Annotated in this window: 19 protein-coding genes; 13 read left to right on the forward strand and 6 right to left on the reverse strand. The window is 67.0% G+C overall.

Annotated elements, in window-relative coordinates:
* Window position 1: 1 nt before the first annotated feature.
* The 10 genes from G6N44_RS19715 (at window position 2) to egtE (ending at window position 8,719) form a co-directional block, all read left to right on the forward strand.
* Window positions 2-1,135: a DUF4185 domain-containing protein gene (locus G6N44_RS19715; RefSeq protein ID WP_179964415.1), complete on the forward strand. Its 1,134-nt coding sequence runs from the start codon at window positions 2-4 to the stop codon at window positions 1,133-1,135.
* Between the two features lie 74 nt (window positions 1,136-1,209).
* Window positions 1,210-1,578: a hypothetical protein gene (locus G6N44_RS19720; protein WP_235682820.1), complete on the forward strand. Its 369-nt coding sequence runs from the start codon at window positions 1,210-1,212 to the stop codon at window positions 1,576-1,578.
* Window positions 1,579-1,628: 50 nt separating this feature from the next.
* Window positions 1,629-2,069: a Fur family transcriptional regulator gene (locus G6N44_RS19725; RefSeq protein WP_163666786.1), complete on the forward strand. Its 441-nt coding sequence runs from the start codon at window positions 1,629-1,631 to the stop codon at window positions 2,067-2,069.
* A gap of 75 nt (window positions 2,070-2,144) precedes the next feature.
* Entirely contained in the window at window positions 2,145-2,672 is a 528-nt protein-coding gene (locus G6N44_RS19730) for a hypothetical protein (RefSeq protein WP_163666788.1), read from the forward strand.
* Between the two features lie 17 nt (window positions 2,673-2,689).
* A complete protein-coding gene (locus G6N44_RS19735; RefSeq protein WP_170309412.1) occupies window positions 2,690-3,331 on the forward strand; it encodes a sensor domain-containing protein in 642 nt (213 codons plus the stop codon).
* A 76-nt stretch (window positions 3,332-3,407) separates the two neighbouring features.
* Window positions 3,408-4,679 carry an ergothioneine biosynthesis glutamate--cysteine ligase EgtA gene (egtA, locus tag G6N44_RS19740; protein WP_163666792.1) on the forward strand — a complete coding sequence of 424 codons (1,272 nt, stop codon included), beginning with the start codon at window positions 3,408-3,410 and terminating at the stop codon, window positions 4,677-4,679.
* Complete coding sequence (gene egtB, locus G6N44_RS19745) at window positions 4,676-5,953, forward strand: ergothioneine biosynthesis protein EgtB (RefSeq protein WP_163666794.1); 1,278 nt, start codon at window positions 4,676-4,678, stop codon at window positions 5,951-5,953. The genes egtA and egtB overlap by 4 nt, the downstream gene beginning before the upstream one ends.
* Complete coding sequence (gene egtC, locus G6N44_RS19750) at window positions 5,953-6,645, forward strand: ergothioneine biosynthesis protein EgtC (RefSeq protein WP_163666796.1); 693 nt, start codon at window positions 5,953-5,955, stop codon at window positions 6,643-6,645. Before egtB ends, egtC begins: the two co-directional genes overlap by 1 nt.
* Window positions 6,642-7,607, forward strand: a complete 966-nt coding sequence (gene egtD, locus G6N44_RS19755; protein WP_163666798.1) for an L-histidine N(alpha)-methyltransferase — start codon at window positions 6,642-6,644, stop codon at window positions 7,605-7,607. The genes egtC and egtD overlap by 4 nt, the downstream gene beginning before the upstream one ends.
* Window positions 7,604-8,719, forward strand: a complete 1,116-nt coding sequence (egtE, locus tag G6N44_RS19760) for an ergothioneine biosynthesis PLP-dependent enzyme EgtE (RefSeq protein WP_163666801.1) — start codon at window positions 7,604-7,606, stop codon at window positions 8,717-8,719. Before egtD ends, egtE begins: the two co-directional genes overlap by 4 nt.
* 85 nt (window positions 8,720-8,804) lie before the next feature.
* Here egtE and G6N44_RS19765 read toward each other — a convergent pair whose 3' ends face one another.
* The gene (locus tag G6N44_RS19765; RefSeq protein ID WP_163666803.1) at window positions 8,805-9,233 is read right to left on the reverse strand and encodes an SRPBCC family protein; all 429 of its coding nucleotides are present in this window, start codon (window positions 9,231-9,233) and stop codon (window positions 8,805-8,807) included.
* A 2-nt stretch (window positions 9,234-9,235) separates the two neighbouring features.
* Window positions 9,236-9,574, reverse strand: a complete 339-nt coding sequence (locus G6N44_RS19770) for an ArsR/SmtB family transcription factor (protein ID WP_163666805.1) — start codon at window positions 9,572-9,574, stop codon at window positions 9,236-9,238.
* Between the two features lie 112 nt (window positions 9,575-9,686).
* Here G6N44_RS19770 and G6N44_RS19775 point away from each other — a divergent pair, with 112 nt between their 5' ends.
* The gene (locus G6N44_RS19775; protein ID WP_163666808.1) at window positions 9,687-11,270 is read left to right on the forward strand and encodes an HNH endonuclease signature motif containing protein; all 1,584 of its coding nucleotides are present in this window, start codon (window positions 9,687-9,689) and stop codon (window positions 11,268-11,270) included.
* A gap of 9 nt (window positions 11,271-11,279) precedes the next feature.
* Here the strand turns inward: G6N44_RS19775 and G6N44_RS19780 are convergent, their stop codons facing one another.
* Both G6N44_RS19780 and G6N44_RS19785 read right to left on the reverse strand, forming a co-directional pair.
* On the reverse strand, window positions 11,280-11,960 hold the full coding sequence (locus G6N44_RS19780) for a class I SAM-dependent methyltransferase (RefSeq protein ID WP_163666810.1): 681 nt from the start codon (window positions 11,958-11,960) through the stop codon (window positions 11,280-11,282).
* 18 nt (window positions 11,961-11,978) lie between these two features.
* Complete coding sequence (locus G6N44_RS19785) at window positions 11,979-13,448, reverse strand: glutamate-cysteine ligase family protein (protein WP_163670174.1); 1,470 nt, start codon at window positions 13,446-13,448, stop codon at window positions 11,979-11,981.
* Window positions 13,449-13,496: 48 nt separating this feature from the next.
* On the opposite strand from G6N44_RS19785, the gene G6N44_RS19790 reads away from it, so the two are divergent.
* On the forward strand, window positions 13,497-14,651 hold the full coding sequence (locus G6N44_RS19790) for an acyltransferase family protein (protein ID WP_163666812.1): 1,155 nt from the start codon (window positions 13,497-13,499) through the stop codon (window positions 14,649-14,651).
* Here the strand turns inward: G6N44_RS19790 and G6N44_RS19795 are convergent.
* Complete coding sequence (locus tag G6N44_RS19795) at window positions 14,611-15,324, reverse strand: class I SAM-dependent methyltransferase (protein ID WP_179964416.1); 714 nt, start codon at window positions 15,322-15,324, stop codon at window positions 14,611-14,613. The genes G6N44_RS19790 and G6N44_RS19795 overlap by 41 nt on opposite strands.
* 9 nt (window positions 15,325-15,333) lie before the next feature.
* On the opposite strand from G6N44_RS19795, the gene glpK reads away from it, so the two are divergent.
* The gene (gene glpK, locus G6N44_RS19800) at window positions 15,334-16,854 is read left to right on the forward strand and encodes a glycerol kinase GlpK (protein WP_163666813.1); all 1,521 of its coding nucleotides are present in this window, start codon (window positions 15,334-15,336) and stop codon (window positions 16,852-16,854) included.
* A 4-nt stretch (window positions 16,855-16,858) separates the two neighbouring features.
* Here glpK and G6N44_RS19805 read toward each other — a convergent pair whose 3' ends face one another.
* Entirely contained in the window at window positions 16,859-17,536 is a 678-nt protein-coding gene (locus G6N44_RS19805) for a hypothetical protein (RefSeq protein WP_179964417.1), read from the reverse strand.
* Window positions 17,537-17,549: the final 13 nt, after the last annotated feature.

Below are 17,549 nucleotides of genomic sequence, written 5' to 3' on the forward strand. Positions count from 1 at the left end.
CTTGCGCCGAAACCGCATTCCAGCAGGCGTTCTCTCGGCTTTTCTCTGCTGGAATGCCGTTTCGGCGATACCGGTGGCGGGGGCCGATCCGTGGTTCGGCGATCCGGTGGTGCCGGCACTGGCTCCCGGCCAGGTGCTGCGAATCGGGCCGAGCGCCGGAACCGGCACCCCCACCCGTGATTACGGTATCGGTGCCACCGATCTGTGCGAGTTCATGGAGTTCCCCAGCCGGGTTCTCCAGGTGTGCGGTGACAGCTTCGCCGGGCAGGCCGTAGGCTTCGGCGGCTGGCATTCGCCGGTTGCCCTGCACGTCGATGCCGACTCGATCGAGGACGCGGGCGGTGTGCGCTACCGAGGCGTGACCGGGGTGGACAAACCATTGCTGGCCGACTCTGCACCGCCCGGTTCATCGCAGTTGCCCGCCGGCGTCATCTCGATCAACCGCGAGAACTACATGCTGGTGACCACCACCTACAACCTCAAGCCGTACAGTTCCCGGTTGGTGAAAGCCGATGCAGCCCAGCCGAATTGGCCGACAGTACCCGGTTCGGTGCGCGAAGCGGGGTATCGGGGCGGCGCGCAGTCGCAGATCACGGGTTACTACGACCCCGTCCCGGCACCCGACTCTCCGACTGGGTGGGTGTACATCCTGGCCAACAATTTCGACCGCAGCAGCCCGGCGTTCCTGTACCGGGCCAACCCGAAGACCTTCACCGACCGGGCCGGCTGGCAGGGCTGGTCGTCAACGGGTGGCTGGGGTAAGGCACCGACCGCGTTGTTCTCCGACCGGGTAGGGGAGATGAGCATCCGGCAGATCGATGGCAAGCCGGTGCTGTCGTACTTCAACGCCACCAACGGAAACATGGAGATGCGGGTCGCCTACGACCCCACGGGTTTGGGTGTCGCGCCGGTGACCACGGTGGTGTTCGCCAGCGCCTGGCCCGACCCGGTCGACTCGTTGCCGCCGCCGGAGGTCAACCAGTTGGCTCAGCCCTACGGCGGCTACATCTCACCGGGATCCACGCTCGATCAGGTTCGCGTTTTCATCAGCCAGTGGAACACCATGGCCCGCGGCGGCACCCCGTACCGGGTCATCCAGTACGCGGTGAACCCGTTCACGCCCTGGGAGCAGTAGCTCCCGGCGCTTTCACAGCTGATTCATAGCCAATTCTTGATCGGTACCTTGACAGCGCTCGCATGCTCGATGTCATGACTCAAACCTCACCCGATCCCGATCCTGCGACCGAACCGGTGGTCGCCCGGCCCGCCGAGCGCACGCCGAGCCGTCTGCTGCAGGCGCTTGCGTGGGTGGGCATCGCCGCCGGCAGCATTTTCATCGTCGCCATGGTCTTCGGCGCCGGATTCTTTCTCGGAGCGCATTCCGATGGCGGTGGCCATCACCATCGTGGCGGGCATGACCGCGGCGGCATGATGATGCACCATCCCGGCGGGATGGGCGGACCCGGCGGGATGGAACACGGTCGCGGCATGATGCCGCCGTGGGGCCCCGGTGGCCCGGGCAGCGGCTCTGACCGCCCTGAGACCCCGCCGACACCGGCACCGCCTGCGCGACCATAATCACAGCCCACTCTTTTGGATTGACTCCAAAGAGTGCGCATACTGGAGCCGTGACCACGGTGCATGACCACGATCCCAAGGCCCTGTTGCGGGCTGCCGGGCTGCGCGTGACTGCACCGCGGGTCGCGGTTCTTCAGGCATTGGCCGACCATCCGCATTCCACTGCAGACGATGTGGCCGGTCTGGCCCGCGCAAACCTCGGTTCGGTGTCGACCCAGGCGGTCTACGACGTCCTGCGGGCCTGCGTCAACGCCGGCCTGGTCCGTCGGATCGAACCGGCGGGTTCCTCGGCGCGCTACGAGACCCGCGCCGGCGACAACCACCATCACCTGGTCTGCCGGGTGTGCGGTGTGGTCGCCGATGTCGATTGCGCTGTGGGGGAGACCCCCTGCCTGGAGCCCTCTGACCTGGCCGGCTTCGCCGTCGACGAGGCCGAGGTCGTGTTCTGGGGAATCTGCGCTGATTGCCAGAAAGCCGGCGTCACCGCATAACGCCACTCTCGGGGCTGGTTGGTATTCGGCCAACCGCTGCGCAGAGCTCCGGGAATCGTGAGATTCTCGCTAACCATGACCCGCCATCGGTTCGCGGTCGCCGCACTGTTCGCGGTGCCGGTGCTGGCCGCCGGGTGCGGTGCGGGCGCCGACCCGGAGCGCGGCGCAGCCATGGTCTTCGCGGTCGGTGATTGCGTGACTGTCCCCGCCACGTCACCGGCTGCCCCCGGCGCGGCCCGCGCCGCCAAGGTGTCCTGCGACGCCGACCCGAGCTACACCGTCGGGGCCATCGCCGACGGCGCCGGGACCTGCCCGAGTACCGAGTACCAGCATCTGCCCGCCGAACTCGCCGACCCGTCGACCGCACGGCTGTGTCTGGTCCCCAATCTGGTCGCCGATCACTGCTACGAGTTGGGTATGCCCGCGGGCATGGTGGAGCTGGCCGATTGCACCTCGCGGACGGATCGCGGCCCGGGCGTGATGGTTCAGGTGACCCAGCGCCTCGACGTGCGGGACGGGTCCGCCTGCTCAGCTGAAACGGGGCACTACGCCTGGCCTTACCCATCGCCGGCCCGAACCTACTGCACGCGGACGGTGTACTGACTGGCATGATCGAGGGCATGCGTGCCCTGACTGTCGGTTTCGGGCTGGCCGGTCTCGCACTGGCTTTGGCTGCACCTGCCGGTGCGCGCCCCTCGGATCCCGGTGTCGTGTCCTATGCCGTGATGCCCAAGGGTTCGGTGGGCAATATCATCGGTGCCCCGATGACCTGGGAGTCCCAGTTCACGGCTCCGTTCCAGGGTTTCGCGGTGGACAACCCGGTGTGCAACAACTGGGCTGATATCGGCCTGCCCGAGGTCTTCAACGACCCGGACCTCGCCTCGTTCAACGGCGCCACCACCCAGACGGCGGCCGGTGACGACAACCATTTCGTCAAGCAGGCGATCGGGGTGTTCGCCACTGCTGAGGCAGCCGATCGTGCGTTCCACCGGGTGGTGGACCGCACCACCGGATGTTCGGGCCAGACCACCGCGATGCACCTGGACAACTTCGTGACCCAGGTGTGGACGTTCACCGGCGGCCCGGCGAGCGCCACCGACGCCGAGTGGGTGAAACAGGAGGCCGGCACCGACCGTCGCTGTTTCAACACCACCCGCAAACGGGAAAACGTACTGCTACAAGCGAAGGTGTGTCAGTCCGGCAACGCCGGCCCCGCGGTCAACGTGCTGGCGGGCGCCATGCAGAACACGCTCGGGCAGTAGAAAATGTCAGTGCTATCTGGATGATGGAACCTAGCCGAGCCGTTTGATTGCGGTGAGGACCGGGAGGGGGATTGCGATGGCAGTACCCGTCACGTCTGATCCAGCTCGCCCACTTCCGGTCGAATTTCTCAGTGCCGAGCATGCGGCGTCGTGCATCGAAGCGCACTGCCTGCGTGACGGGCCGGTCGGGCAGGTGGGCCTGGAGATCGAGGCGCACTGTTTCGACGTCGACGATGCGCTGCGGCGTCCGGGCTGGGATGAGCTCTCCGAGGTGATCGCCTCGGTGCCCGCGTTGCCCGGAGGCAGCCGGATCACCGTCGAACCCGGGGGTGCGGTCGAATTGTCCGGCCCCCCGGCAACCGGACCTTGGGCGGCCATCACCGCACTACAGGCCGATCGGGCCGTACTGCGTGCGGTGTTCGAACGCCGCGGTCTGAGGCTGGTGCTGTTGGGCGCCGATCCGGTGCGGCCCACGCAACGGGTCAACCCGGGCCTGCGCTATCAGGCGATGGAGGCGTTCTTCGCAGCCAGCGGGTCGGCAGCGGCGGGGGCGGCGATGATGACGTCGACGGCCTCGGTTCAGGTCAACCTCGACGCAGGCCCGCGGGATGGCTGGGCACAGCGGGTTCGTCTGGCCCATGCGCTGGGTCCGACGATGATCGCGATCACCGCGAATTCGCCGATGCTCGGCGGGCAGTTCACCGGGTGGAAGTCGTCGCGGCAGCGGGTGTGGAGCCAGTTGGATTCCGCCCGGTGCGGCCCGATTCTGGGCGCCGACGGCAAGGATCCGGCCAGTGACTGGGCGCGGTACGCACTGCGGGCGCCGGTGATGCTGATCAACCCACCGGAAGCGGTCCCGGTGACCAACTGGGTCCCGTTCGCCGACTGGGCCGACGGCCGCGCGGTGCTCGGCGGCCGCCGCCCCACCGAAACAGACCTCGAATACCACCTGACGACGCTGTTCCCGCCGGTGCGGCCACGGCGCTGGCTGGAGATCCGCTATCTCGACAGCGTGCCGGATGCCCTCTGGCCCGCGGTGGTGTTCATGACGACGACTCTCCTGGATGATCCGGGGGCCGCCGCGATCGCCACCGAGGCGACGGCCCCGGTGGCCACGGCATGGGACCGGGCGGCCCGGATCGGGCTGACCGATCGACGCCTCCGGGAAGCGGCGCTCGTGTGTGTTTCGGCCGCGGCGGAGCGGGCGCCGGCGGAGCTGACGGAATCGATGGAGCTGTTGACGCGTTCGGTTCAGGAGGGACGCTGCCCGGCCGACGATTTCGCCGACCAGGTGGTGGGCCATGGAATCGCTTCTGCGATGAGCCAACTGGTGAAGGGCGAGCTTTGACCACACGTGAGACGCTGGCGCAGCAGCTCACCCGGGCGCGGGACCGCACCTTGGGCCTGGTCGACTTCGACGATGCCGAACTGGACCGCCAGTACAGCCCGCTGATGAGCCCGCTGGTCTGGGACCTCGCCCATATCGGTCAGCAGGAGGAGCTGTGGCTGCTGCGCGGCGGCGACCTCGACCGCCCGGGCCTGCTCGATCCCGAGGTGGACCGGCTCTACGACGCCTTCGTGCACTCCCGGGCCCGCCGCGTCGACCTGCCACTGCTGCCTCCGGCGGACGCGCGAACCTATTGTGCGACGGTGCGATCCAAGGCACTGGATGCCCTGGACGTCCTCGATGCCGACGATTCCGCGTTCAACTTCGGCCTGGTGATCAGCCACGAGAACCAGCACGACGAGACGATGTTGCAGGCGCTGAACCTGCGGTCCGGACCGCCGCTGCTCGGCACCGGAACCGCCTTGCCTGCCGCGCGATCCGGCGTGGCCGGTACCTCGGTTCTGATTCCGGGCGGGCCGTTTGTGCTCGGGGTCGACGAACTCACCGAACCGCATTCGCTCGACAACGAGCGTCCGGCGCACGAGGTGGACGTCGCGGACTTTCGCATCGGGCGGGTGCCGGTCACCAATGCCGAGTGGCGCGAGTTCATCGACGACGGCGGCTATCGGCAGTCTCGTTGGTGGTCTTCGCGCGGCTGGGCCCACCGCCAGGAGGCGGGTCTGACGGCGCCCGAGTTCTGGGGCCGGGACGGCACCCGCACCCGGTTCGGCCACGTCGAGACCATCCCGGCAGACGAACCGGTCCAGCACGTCACGTTCTTCGAAGCCGAGGCCTACGCGGCGTGGTCAGGAGCCCGGCTGCCCACCGAGATCGAGTGGGAGAAGGCCTGCGCGTGGGATCCGGTGGCCGGGGCCCGTCGTCGATTCCCCTGGGGTGCTTGCGAACCCACCGAAGTGCTGGCCAACCTCGGAGGCGAGGCACGTCGGCCCGCACCGGTGGGTGCCTACCCGGCCGGCGCATCGGCCTATGGCGTCGAGCAGATGTTGGGTGATGTCTGGGAATGGACCACGTCGACGCTGCGGCCCTGGCCCGGCTTCACCCCGATGGTCTACGACCGTTACACCGAGCCCTTCTTCGAAGGCGACTATCGGGTCTTGCGCGGTGGGTCGTGGGCAGTGTCCGCCGATATCCTGCGGCCGAGCTTCCGCAACTGGGACCATCCGATCCGGCGCCAGATCTTCTCGGGTGTGCGCCTGGCCTGGGATGCCCCCTGATGTGCCGGCACATCGGGTGGTTGGGCGCGCCGCGGTCGGTGGCCGCGCTGGTGTTGGATCCGCCGCAGGGGCTGCTGGTGCAGTCGTATGCGCCACGGCGCCAGAAGCACGGGTTGATGAATGCCGACGGTTGGGGCGCAGGATTTTTCGACGACGGAGTGCCCCGCCGGTGGCGCAGCGACAAGCCGTTGTGGGGTGATGCCTCCTTCGCCTCGGTCGCACCGGCGTTGAGCAGTGGGTGCGTGATCGCTGCGGTGCGCTCGGCGACCATCGGCATGCCGATCGAACCCTCGGCGTCGGCGCCGTTCACCGACGGTCGGTGGCTGCTGTCGCACAACGGGGTGGTGGATCGCGCGGTGCTGCCGTTGACCGGGGTCGCTGAGTCCACCGTGGACAGCGCGCAGTTGGCCGCGTTGATCTTCGAGCGGGGTCTGGATGCTCTGGGGCAGACGGTGGCCGCGGTCGGCGCGCTGGATCCGAATGCCCGGCTGAACATCTTGGCTGCCAACGGTTCTCGTATGGTCGCCACGACCTGGGGAGACACCTTGTCGATGCTGCGGTTGCCGGATGGCGTCGTGCTCGCCAGTGAACCCTACGACGACGATCCCGGCTGGTCCGACATCCCGGACCGCCATCTGGTGCACGTCTCTGACTCTCATGTCGAGCTCACCCCACTGAAAGGTTCGGTATGACGCTCACCCTGTCGAACTATCTGGCGGCCGATTCCGCCGCCACCGCACTGCGTCGCGATGTACGTGGGGGACTGGCTGAGTCTCCGAAGATGCTGCCGCCCAAGTGGTTTTACGATTCCGTCGGCAGCGATCTGTTCGACCAGATCACCCGGCTACCCGAGTACTATCCGACCCGGACCGAGGCGCAGATCCTGCGGGACCGCTCGCCGGAGATCGCTGCGGCCGCCGGTGCCGACACCCTCGTCGAGCTGGGCAGCGGCACGTCGGAGAAGACGCGGATGTTGCTCGACGCTATGCGCGACGGCGGACGGTTGCGGCGGTTCATTCCGTTCGACGTCGACGCCGGAGTGCTGCGCGCCGCGGGTGATGCCATCGGCCAGGAGTATCCGGGCGTCGAGATCGAGGCGGTCTGTGGTGATTTCGAGGAGCATCTGGGCAAGATCCCGGCGGTGGGGCGACGCCTGGTGGCGTTCCTCGGTTCGACGATCGGCAATCTGACGCCAGGTCCGCGGGCGGAGTTCCTGGCGTCCCTGGCCGATACCCTGCAGCCCGGCGACAGCGTGCTGTTGGGTACCGATCTGGTCAAGGACCCCGACCGGCTGGTCCGCGCCTACGACGACAGTGCCGGTGTCACCGCGGCGTTCAACCGCAATGTGCTGTCGGTGGTGAACCGTGAACTCGACGCCGACTTCGATCTCGATGCCTTCGAGCATGTGGCGAAATGGAATGCCGATGAGGAGCGCATCGAGATGTGGCTGCGGGCGAAGGCGCCGCAGCAGGTGCGTGTGGCTGCGCTGGGTCTCGACGTGGAGTTCGACGCCGGTGAGGAGATGCTGACCGAGGTGTCCTGCAAGTTCCGGGCTGACGGGGTGGCTGGTGAACTGGCGAACGCCGGTCTGCAGCAGACCCATTGGTGGACCGATGACGCCGGTGACTTCGGCCTGTCTCTGGCGGTGAAATGAGCCTCGCGCAGCAGTGGGCCGACGCCCGCCCCAAAGTCGCCGGCCTGCACTTCGACAGTGGCGCGTGTTCGCGGCAGAGCCTCGCGGTGATCGACGCCGTCGCCGCACACGCGCGTCACGAGGCCGAAGTGGGCGGCTACGTGGCCGCCGAGGCAGCCGCACCTGTGCTCGCAGCGGGCCGGGCCGCGATCGGCGTGCTGACCGGACTCGACGCCGGCGATGTGGTCTACACGTCAGGCTCCAACCATTCCCTGGATCTGTTGCTGGGTAGTTGGACCGGGGAACGCACACTCGCGTGCCTGCCCGGCGAATTCGGGCCGAATCTCGCGGTCATGGCCGCCAACGGTTTTCAGGTGCGCGCTCTACCCGTCGATGGGGATGGCCGGGTCGCCGTCGAGGAGGCCGCCCGCGTGTTGGCCGCCGATCCACCGGCGCTGGTGCACTTCACGGCGCTGGCGAGCCATCGCGGGGTGGCCCAGCCGCTGGCCGAGATGGTTGGGGTGTGTCGCGCGGCGGGCGTCCCGATCGTGGTGGATGCCGCGCAGGCGTTCGGGCATCTGGACTGCAACGTCGGTACCGATGCGATCTACTCGTCGTCGCGCAAATGGCTGGCCGGGCCCCGCGGGGTCGGGTTCCTCGCAGTGGCGCCGGCACTGGCCTCCCGGCTGCAGCGACGTTTCCCGCCCGCGTCCTGGGATGTGCCCATGACGGTGCTGCAGAGCTTCGAACACGGTGAGCACAACGCCGCGACGCGCATCGGATACTCGGTTGCTCTGGGAGAACACCTGGCGGCCGGACCGGAGATCGTCCGGGGCCGCCTTGCCGAGATGGGTCGCACGGCGCGGCAGGTGTTGGCCGGGGTGCCGGGATGGCGGGTGGTGGAACCCGTCGATGAACCCACCGCGATCACCACGCTCGAACCGACCGATGGGGCCGATCCGACCGCGGTGCGGGCCTGGTTGATCGCCGAACGCGGAATCGTCACCACTGCATGCGAACTCGCGCGGGCTCCGTTCGAGATGACCAAGCCGGTGCTGCGGGTCTCGCCGCATGTCGACACGACAGCCGAGGATCTGGAGCAGTTCGCCTCGGTGTTGCGGGACGTGCCCTAGCTGTCGTGCCGAGTCGATTCCCCGCGGCTCCTCGACCTACGTGTTCGACGCCGCTCATCGAGACCACTGACGCCGTGCGCCGTGCTCAGAATTCTGCGGCCAGGGTGTCCAATTGCCGTGCGGTTCCCTGCTCACGCCAAGCGGGTTGTTCCTGGCCGGGGAGATACATGCCGTGCTCGGTCAACACCAGCAGGGTGCCTGCATCCTCGGCTTGGAATTCGACACTGGTGACCGAGACAGTCGACAACTGTTCTCCGGTGCGCAAAGTGGACGTCATGAGGATTCTTTCGTTGGTGACGATCTCGGCATACTGCGCCTCGTAGGTCAGCGGGCGGCCCTGTCCATCGACCCCTTTGACCGTCTCGTGGCCGCCCACCACGAAGTCCTGAGAGTGCTCTGCTCCCTGAGCCATCCATCGCCGGCGTGCCTCCGGATCTGCCCATGCTTCGAATACTCGCTCGACCGAGACCGGATAGTGGCGTTCCAGGGTGAACGTCGAGTGCGTTACCGCCATGATCATGTTCCCTTCAGGTAGTCGTCGAGTTGATCAAGCTGCCGTTCCCAAACCGTCCGTTGACCGCTGAGCCAGCGTTCGGCGTCCCGCAGCGCCTTAGGTTCGATCCGACAGCTGCGGACTCGGCCGACCTTCTCGGTGACGATGACGCCCGCCTCTTCCAGCACTTTCAGGTGCTGCATCACGGCAGGCAGGGACATCGCGAGCGGTTCGGCCAGCGCCTTGACCGGAGCCGGGCCGCGGACCAGCCGTTCCACGATCGCGCGACGGGTCGGGTCGGCGAGGGCGTGAAAGACGTGACCGGCGTCGGACTCCGAATGGTTAAGCACATGATTAACCATTCACCTCAGTGACGGGATAGTCAAGCATTTGTTTAACTATTGCGGGCTGCGTGTTGGGTGGCCAACGTGATTCCGCCATCATCTGTCGGTGCCCCATGGCATAATCGAACACATGTTCGACATCGAGTTCGATCCGGCAGCACCGGCCCGACTCGTTGATGCCCTCACCGACGGCTCCCGTGTCGAGGCCCGGCTGATCGCCGCTCGGATGGCAGCGGTGGCGGCCTTGCTGGCGCAGCGGACGGCTGAACTCAATGTCGAGGGGGTTCACCCGAACTACATGATCGTCACGGGGTTCGCCCGGGCCAGTGCTGAGGTGGGTGCGTCGTTGAACCTGACCGCAGCTGCGGCCAGCAGGCTGGTCACCCAAGCCGAGGCGCTGCGGGATTCGCTGCCTCGATTGGGCGCGCTGCTGGCCGAGGGCCGGACCGACTGGCGCACAGTGCAAATCGTGATCGCACGCACCCGGTTCGTCACGGCGAAGGCGATGGCCCAGATCGATGCGGAGCTGGCTGAGCAAGTCGGTGGGTGGCAGTGCTGGTCCGACGGTCGTATCACCACCACGGTTGACGCCAAGGTGAAGCTGTTGGATCCGGCCGCGATCGCTGAACGGGAACGTGCGACCGACCGCCGCCGGGTCAAGGTCAAGCCGCTAGGTGATGGCACCGCCAAGATCGAGGCCGTCGTCACGACTCGCGCCGGATTGACCTTTGACGTAAAGCTTTCCGAAATGTCGGCCAGGCCATGCGCGAAAGATCCGCGCAGCACCGACCAACGTCGCTCGGATGCAATCGAAGCCCTGGCCGAGGGCCGAGAGCTGTTGTGCGAATGCGGCCACGCCGAGTGCCCTACCCGCTCGGCCACGCCATCAGAATCGTCAACGCTGCCGGTGGTGGTCAACGTGATCGCCGAGCGTGACACGGTGGTGGGCGCCGGGACGACGCCGGGTTATGTCTTTGGCTACGGAGTGGTCGATGCCGAGCAGATCCGTGAACTGGCGGCCGAGGCCACGATGCGGCTGGTGACCGAACCGGAGGTGGATGCTGCCGCCGCGCTCCGTTACCAACCGACGGTGTCGGTTCAGCGCTGGGTCCGGTGCCGCGACCTGACTTGCCGGTTCCCGGGCTGCGAGCATCCGGCTGAAGACTGCGACATCGACCATACGGTCCCGTTCGACCACAACAATCCGGCCCGCGGAGGGCTGACGGTATCGGCCAACCTGAAGTGCTTGTGCCGTTTCCATCACCGGCTCAAGACCTTTGGCGACTGGCACGATGAGCAGCACCCCGACGGCAGCGTGGTGTGGACGTCTCCGACGGGCAAGACCTATCGCACCACCCCGGGTGGGGCCGATCTGTTCAACAGCTTCGCCCCGGCTCCGTGCGCGCAGCCCGCCCCGGTGCGCCCGCCGAAGCTGAGCCGGGCGGCGCGCGTCGAGCGGGCCCGGGCCAAGAACCGGCGGCTGCGGCCGGTCAATGAGAGCTACCGCTACACCCAGAAGGCCCGGCGTAAAGAGCTTGGCCGGCGCCGCAACCGGAATCGGATGCGGGCCACCCTGAAGCTGTTCAAGGGCAATGAGCTCAGCGTCAGTCCGTACTGCGCCTCGATCAACGACCCCTTCGAACCCGAAGAGCTACCCCCGGATTGGGAACCGCCACCACCACCGCCGCCGGAACCGGACGACCCACCGTTTTAGACGGGTAGGTCAGGCCTTGTGCGCAGTCAGCAGGAAGGCCGGGAACTTGATCCGGCCCTTCTCGTCACGGTCGTGCGGCGGCAATTCGAACGGAGCGTCGGTGGGCAGCGCCATGCCGTTGGCATGGATGAAGGCCGGCCGGATCTCGTCGACCACCCAGTACTTCGACACTGCATCGCGCAGCTCGTCTTCGGACACCTCGTTGGGTTTGGTCTCCACCTCGGCGGGGAACGCACCCTTGGCGAACACCAACACGTACAGGTGTGCCCCCGGCGCCGAGGCGCGGTGGATGGATTGCAGGTACCCGTCGCGTCCTTCGACCGGCAGCGAGTGGAACAGGGTCGAATCGACCACGGTGTTGAACCGGCTGTCGTAGCCCGTGAACGACGTGATGTCCGCCTGGGCGAAACTGGCCGTCGACAACCCGCGTACCTGCGCGGCGCTGTTGGCCGCGGCGATCGCTGTCGGGCTCAGATCCAGCCCGACGACGGTATAGCCGTCGGACGCCAGCGTCAGTGACAACTCGGCATGGCCGCAGCCCGCATCGAGGACATCGCTCTCGAACTTCCCGGCCCGGTGCAGCGCGGCGAGCTCGGGTTGTGGCTCACCGATGTTCCACGGCGGCGTGGCCTCGAAACCTGCTTCGCCCCTGTAAGCGCCATCCCAGTCCAAGACCTGATCAGATGTCATGATCCCAACGTACGCGTCTCAATCCCAGGTGTGGACCGGCTCGTTGCTGTGCATCCGCTGCACATATCGCCGTAGCATCTCGGCCAGCGCCTCGGGCCGGTTCAACCCCTGTGACTGAAGTTTCTGCACCGTCGCGACCTGCCAGGTCGACCCGGTCCGGCCGGTCTTGGCACGGCCTTCGATGACCCCGAGATAGCGATCGCACACCTCCCCGGCCACACCCCAACGGCGCAGCCCGTCGTGGGCCATCGGCAGCAGCCTGCGCAGCACCAACTCATCGGGCGTCACCTCGCCCAGACCGGGCCAGTACAACCTGGCGTCGAGCCCGTGCTTGGCACCCTCGACGAAGTTGTGGTGGGCCGCGGCGAAGGTCATCTTGGTCCACAACGGCCGGTCCTCCTCGGACAGCGTCCGCAGCAGACCGTAGTAGAACGCCGCATTGGCCAGCATGTCGACGACGCTCGGGCCGGCAGGCAGGACGCGGTTCTCGACGCGCAGGTGGGGGACACCGTTCAGCACGTCGTAGACCGGGCGGTTCCACCGGTAGATGGTTCCGTTGTGCAGCCGCAGCTCGGCCAGTTGAGGAGCCCGGCCCGCGGCGAGTTCGGCCACCGGGTCCTCGTCGGACAGCTCGGGCAGCAGCGACGGGAAGTAGCGCACGTTCTCTTCGAACAGGTCGAAGATCGAGGTGATCCACCGTTCGCCGAACCAGACCCGCGGCCGTACGCCCTGCGCCTTGAGCTCGTCGGGACGGGTGTCGGTGGACTGGGTGAACAGCTCGATGCGGGTCTCGGCCCACAGTTGATGGCCGAAGAAATACGGCGAGTTGGCGCCCACCGCGAGCTGGGGCCCGGCGAGTATCTGGGCGGCATTCCAGTTGCGGGCGAAATCGGCCGGGGACACCTGCAGGTGCAGTTGCATGCTGGTGCACGCGGACTCCGGTGCGATGGATGCCGATTGCAGGCTGAGCCGTTCCGGTCCGGAGATGTCGATGGGCATGTCCTCGCCGCGGGCCGTGAAGATCGATTCGTTGAGGGCCTGATATCGCGTCGACTTGCTCATCCAGCCGTCCGAAAGGTGCTCGGGCATCAGGGTCGGCAGGATGCCCACCATCACGATGTGCGCACCGTCCTCGTTGGCCTTGATCTCCGCGGCATTGAGGCTGCGCCGCACCTCGTGCTCCAGATCCAGTGCGGCCCGGCCGGGCAGCGCGCGTGGTGGGACATTGAATTCGATGTTGTAGGCGCCCAATTCGGTCTGGTAGGCCGGGTCGGCGATGGAGGCGAGCACCTCCTGGTTGGTCATTGCCGGCTGGTACTCGTTGTCGACGAGGTTGCACTCGATCTCCATGCCGGTGAGCGGACGCTCGAACTCGAAACTGGACTGCGCCAGCATGGTTTCGAATACGTCCAGGCACAGCTGTACCTTGCGTCGGTACTCCTGCCGGTGCGCGCGGCTGAACTCGGTACTGCTGACCTCATCACCCACCCCGCGATGCAACAACGCGAACAGCGGTGCGCGCAGCAGAATGGCCAAATGACCTCACCGGGCGACGACGATCAGGGCGGGCTCGAACAGGTCTCGCATGCGGATCGCGTCGCCGCGTTGACCGGGGTGCGCGCGGTGGCCGCGCTGACCGTCATGGGAACCCACGCGGCGTACGGCACCGGCCTGCTGTCGCAGGGATATCTGGGTCTGATCGGCGCCCGCCTCGAGGTCGGGGTGGCGATTTTCTTCGTGCTCTCGGGGTTGCTGTTGTTCCGTCCGTGGGTGCAGGCCGCCGCCGCAGCGGCCGATGCGCCGAGCACCCGTCGCTATGCGCGAAATCGGTTCCGCCGCATCATGCCCGCGTATGTCGTCACCGTCCTGATCGTCTACGGCATCTACGAACTTCGGCCCGTGCAACCGAATCCCGGGCACACCTGGGCGGGCCTGTTACGCAATCTGACGCTGACCCAGATCTACAGCGACGACTACTTCACCACCTATCTGCACCAGGGCCTGAGCCAGATGTGGAGCCTGGCGGTCGAGGTTGCGTTCTACGCGGTGTTGCCGCTGCTGGCGTATCTGTTGCTGGTGGTTTTATGTCGCAAGCGGTTTCGGCCGGTGCTGCTGCTGGTCGGGTTGGCGGTGCTGGGTGCGCTGAGCCCGCTCTGGCTGGTGTTGCTGCACAACACCGACTGGCTGCCGGTGGGCGGCGGGGCGTGGCTGCCGCACTACCTGGTGTGGTTCGTCGGGGGGATGATGCTGGCGGTGCTGGCGACGATGGGTGTGCGCTGCTACGCGATGGCGACGTTGCCCCTGGCGCTGGCCTGCTATCTGGTGGTCTCGACCCCGATCGCGGGCACGACGACGGCGCTCACCCTCGGCCTGAGTGAGGACGTGGCCAAGACGATGTTCTACGTGCTCATCGCGACACTCGTGGTGGCTCCGCTGGCACTGGGCGACGACGGGCGCTACGCGCGGGTGATGGGCAGCCGGCCCATGGTGTGGTTGGGCGAGATCTCCTACGAGATATTCCTGTTGCACGTGGTCGCTATGGACCTGGTCATGGAGTTCGTACTGGGCTGGCACGTGTACACCGGTTCGGCGACCGTGTTGTTCCTCGTGACGTTGGTGGCCACGCTGCCGTTCGCCTGGGTGCTACACGTTACGACGAGGCCGCGCGGGCGACGACGATCTGCGGGCTGAGCAGGCCACCGCTCAACTCCACCGAGACATCGGCTTGCGCGGCCAGCGCACGCAGCGCCGAGGGACTGTAGCTGTGCAGCGAGCTGATGATCCCGTCGTGCACGAACGGCAGCACTGCGGCCAGGGGCAGCATCGTCGCCAGGCGCAACACGTGCAGCGGGGCGGGCGGTCGCGGCAGATCGATGATCAGCAGCGTCTTGGCAACGCGGGTGCCCTCGGCGAACACCCGCGCGGCCTGCGACGGGGGCAGATGGTGGAACGACAAGGCGAACACGGCGAGGTCGTAACTGCCGTCGGTGGCGTCGATCTCGGTGGCGTCCATCTGGCGGACCTCGGCGCGGGGATGACTGCCGAGGTCACTCGCGGCGATGCGGTCGACCGATTCCGGGTGGAGGTCGGTGACGGTGACATGCGCGGAAGGATGGTCGGTCAGCAGCTGGAGCGACACTCCGCCCTGCCCGGCGCCCAATTCGAGAATCCGCGGATCGGGCACGTCGGCAACCAGATCGAGCGCGATCGCGGCAAACCGCTGATGGCTCTTGAAGAACCGGCCGGCCCAGTCCAGCGCGCCGTCGCGGTCCAGGTATTCCTGCCGATCTGTTTCCAGCAGTCGGTCCAGACACGATGCGTTCGGTCCGCCGCGGGGCATCCGATCGATACTCATGTACGCCATGATGTATCAATGCCGGCCGACTTCGTAGCTGCAATCGACCAGGGCACCACCAGCACCCGATGCATGATTTTCGATCACGGTGGCACCGAAGTGGGGCGCCACCAGCTCGAACATCAGCAGATCCTGCCCAAAGCGGGGTGGGTGGAACACAATCCGGTCGAGATCTGGGAACGTACCTCCGCGGCCGTCATGACCGCCTTGAACAAGACCGACCTGGTGGCCGGAGACCTTGCCGCGCTGGGTATCACCAACCAGCGGGAGACCACGCTGGTCTGGAACCGCCACACGGGCCGTCCGTACCACAACGCCATCGTCTGGCAGGACACCCGCACCGACCGCATCGCCGCCGCGCTGGACCGTGACGGCCGTGGCGACGTGATTCGCCGTAAGGCCGGGCTGCCGCCCGCGACCTACTTCTCGGGCGGCAAGATCCAGTGGATCCTCGACAACGTCGACGGAGTCCGACGCGATGCGGAGAACGGTGACGCGATCTTCGGCACGCCCGACACCTGGGTGACCTGGAACCTCACCGGTGGTTATCGCGGCGGTGTGCACGTCACCGACGTCACCAACGCCAGCCGCACCATGCTGATGAACCTGGAAACGCTGGACTGGGACGACGAGCTGCTGTCGTTCTTCTCGATTCCACGGCAGATGCTGCCCGAGATCAAGCCGTCGTCCTATCCGGCCTCGTTCGGCATCACCCGCGACGACGGGCCGCTGGCCGGGCAGGTGCCGGTGACCGGAATCCTCGGTGACCAGCAGGCCGCCATGGTGGGCCAGGTGTGCCTGGAACCCGGCGAGGCCAAGAATACCTACGGCACAGGCAATTTCCTCCTGCTCAACACCGGCGAGAAGATCGTGCGCTCGGACAACGGACTGCTCACCACGGTGTGCTACCAGTTCGGCGACTCGAACCCCGTTTATGCCCTTGAAGGCTCGATCGCCGTGACCGGTTCGGCGGTGCAGTGGCTGCGCGATCAGCTGGGCATCATCAGCGGTGCGGCCCAGAGCGAGGCACTGGCCCGGCAGGTGGCCGACAACGGCGGCGTCTACTTCGTGCCCGCGTTCTCCGGGCTGTTCGCACCCTACTGGCGTTCGGACGCCCGGGGTGTCATCGTCGGGCTGTCCCGCTTCAATACCAATGCACATCTGGCTCGGGCCACCCTGGAGGCGATCTGTTACCAGAGCCGCGACGTGGTGGAGGCCATGGAAGCCGATTCCGGTGTGCACCTTGAGGTTCTGAAGGTGGACGGCGGAATCACCGCCAATGGGCTGTGCATGCAGATCCAGGCCGACGTGCTGGGGGTCGATGTGGTCAAACCCGTGGTGGCCGAGACCACGGCGCTGGGTGCGGCATATGCGGCGGGGCTCGCGGTGGGGTTCTGGGAGAGCCCCGACGACCTCCGGGCCAACTGGCAGGAAGGCCAGCGCTGGAGCCCGCAGTGGGATGACGAGCAGCGCTCAGGGGGTTACGCCGGGTGGCGCAAAGCAGTTTCGCGCACCCTGGACTGGGTCGAGATCGACTGACCTACTACCGCTGGCACTTCGCGACGATCGCGTTGAACTCGTCGTAGTACTGCGCGCCGAGAACTGCGTGCGTGGCCTTGTCTTTCTTGCGGACTGCGTCGGTGATCTGCCCGGCCAGCTCGCCCATCCGATGGGCGTGCGGCGCGGTCTTGCCGTCGGTCACCTGGTCGGCCGCCTCGCGGATGAGTTTCGACCAGTTCTCGAAGTCCGCCACCGTCGGCCCCTGATTGGCGTCGAACGCGGGCATTACCGCGCCGGTGCTCGCGCGGGTGTAGTCCACCAGTAGTTGGGCCTGCCGGCAGCCCTTGTTCCCGGTGTAGGTCAGTGCGGTCACTCCCACGATCACCAGGACCGCGCACGCGGCGGCAGCCGTCGCGATCGCAATGTTGCGGGGCTCGGCATCGGGGACGCGTCGCCGCCACATCACATGGGCGACGATGACGGCAGCCACGCCGACCACCGCCATGATGAGGGCTTCCCACCGGTCCCCGGAACCGACACCGGATGCCGAGCCGACGGCCCCCATCGTCGCGGCGGCGGCGAGCAGGACCAGAAGCCACTGCCAGATCCCGCGCCGGCGCTCATAGGCGTCGACATCTCGGAACTGGATTCCGATGACCGCAGCGGCCGCAGTCAGGACGGCGACGACCGCCGGCGCGAGCATCGTGACGAAGCTGTTCACAACGGCAGCCTAC

The sequence above is a fragment of the Mycolicibacterium alvei genome (assembly GCF_010727325.1).
In the GTDB taxonomy this organism is placed as follows: Bacteria; Actinomycetota; Actinomycetes; order Mycobacteriales; family Mycobacteriaceae; genus Mycobacterium; species Mycobacterium alvei.

Bases quoted from the DNA above. Each gene is read 5' to 3' on its own strand.
- G6N44_RS19720 (WP_235682820.1), top strand. From the start codon at position 1,210: ATGACTCAAACCTCACCCGATCCCGATCCTGCGACCGAACCGGTGGTC.
- G6N44_RS19730 (WP_163666788.1), top strand. From the start codon at position 2,145: ATGACCCGCCATCGGTTCGCGGTCGCCGCACTGTTCGCGGTGCCGGTG.
- G6N44_RS19735 (WP_170309412.1), top strand. From the start codon at position 2,690: ATGCGTGCCCTGACTGTCGGTTTCGGGCTGGCCGGTCTCGCACTGGCT.
- egtA (WP_163666792.1), top strand. From the start codon at position 3,408: ATGGCAGTACCCGTCACGTCTGATCCAGCTCGCCCACTTCCGGTCGAA.
- egtC (WP_163666796.1), top strand. From the start codon at position 5,953: ATGTGCCGGCACATCGGGTGGTTGGGCGCGCCGCGGTCGGTGGCCGCG.
- egtD (WP_163666798.1), top strand. From the start codon at position 6,642: ATGACGCTCACCCTGTCGAACTATCTGGCGGCCGATTCCGCCGCCACC.
- egtE (WP_163666801.1), top strand. From the start codon at position 7,604: ATGAGCCTCGCGCAGCAGTGGGCCGACGCCCGCCCCAAAGTCGCCGGC.
- G6N44_RS19765 (WP_163666803.1), bottom strand. From the start codon at position 9,233: ATGGCGGTAACGCACTCGACGTTCACCCTGGAACGCCACTATCCGGTC.
- G6N44_RS19770 (WP_163666805.1), bottom strand. From the start codon at position 9,574: ATGGTTAATCATGTGCTTAACCATTCGGAGTCCGACGCCGGTCACGTC.
- G6N44_RS19775 (WP_163666808.1), top strand. From the start codon at position 9,687: ATGTTCGACATCGAGTTCGATCCGGCAGCACCGGCCCGACTCGTTGAT.
- G6N44_RS19780 (WP_163666810.1), bottom strand. From the start codon at position 11,960: ATGACATCTGATCAGGTCTTGGACTGGGATGGCGCTTACAGGGGCGAA.
- G6N44_RS19790 (WP_163666812.1), top strand. From the start codon at position 13,497: ATGACCTCACCGGGCGACGACGATCAGGGCGGGCTCGAACAGGTCTCG.
- G6N44_RS19795 (WP_179964416.1), bottom strand. From the start codon at position 15,324: ATGGCGTACATGAGTATCGATCGGATGCCCCGCGGCGGACCGAACGCA.
- glpK (WP_163666813.1), top strand. From the start codon at position 15,334: ATGCCGGCCGACTTCGTAGCTGCAATCGACCAGGGCACCACCAGCACC.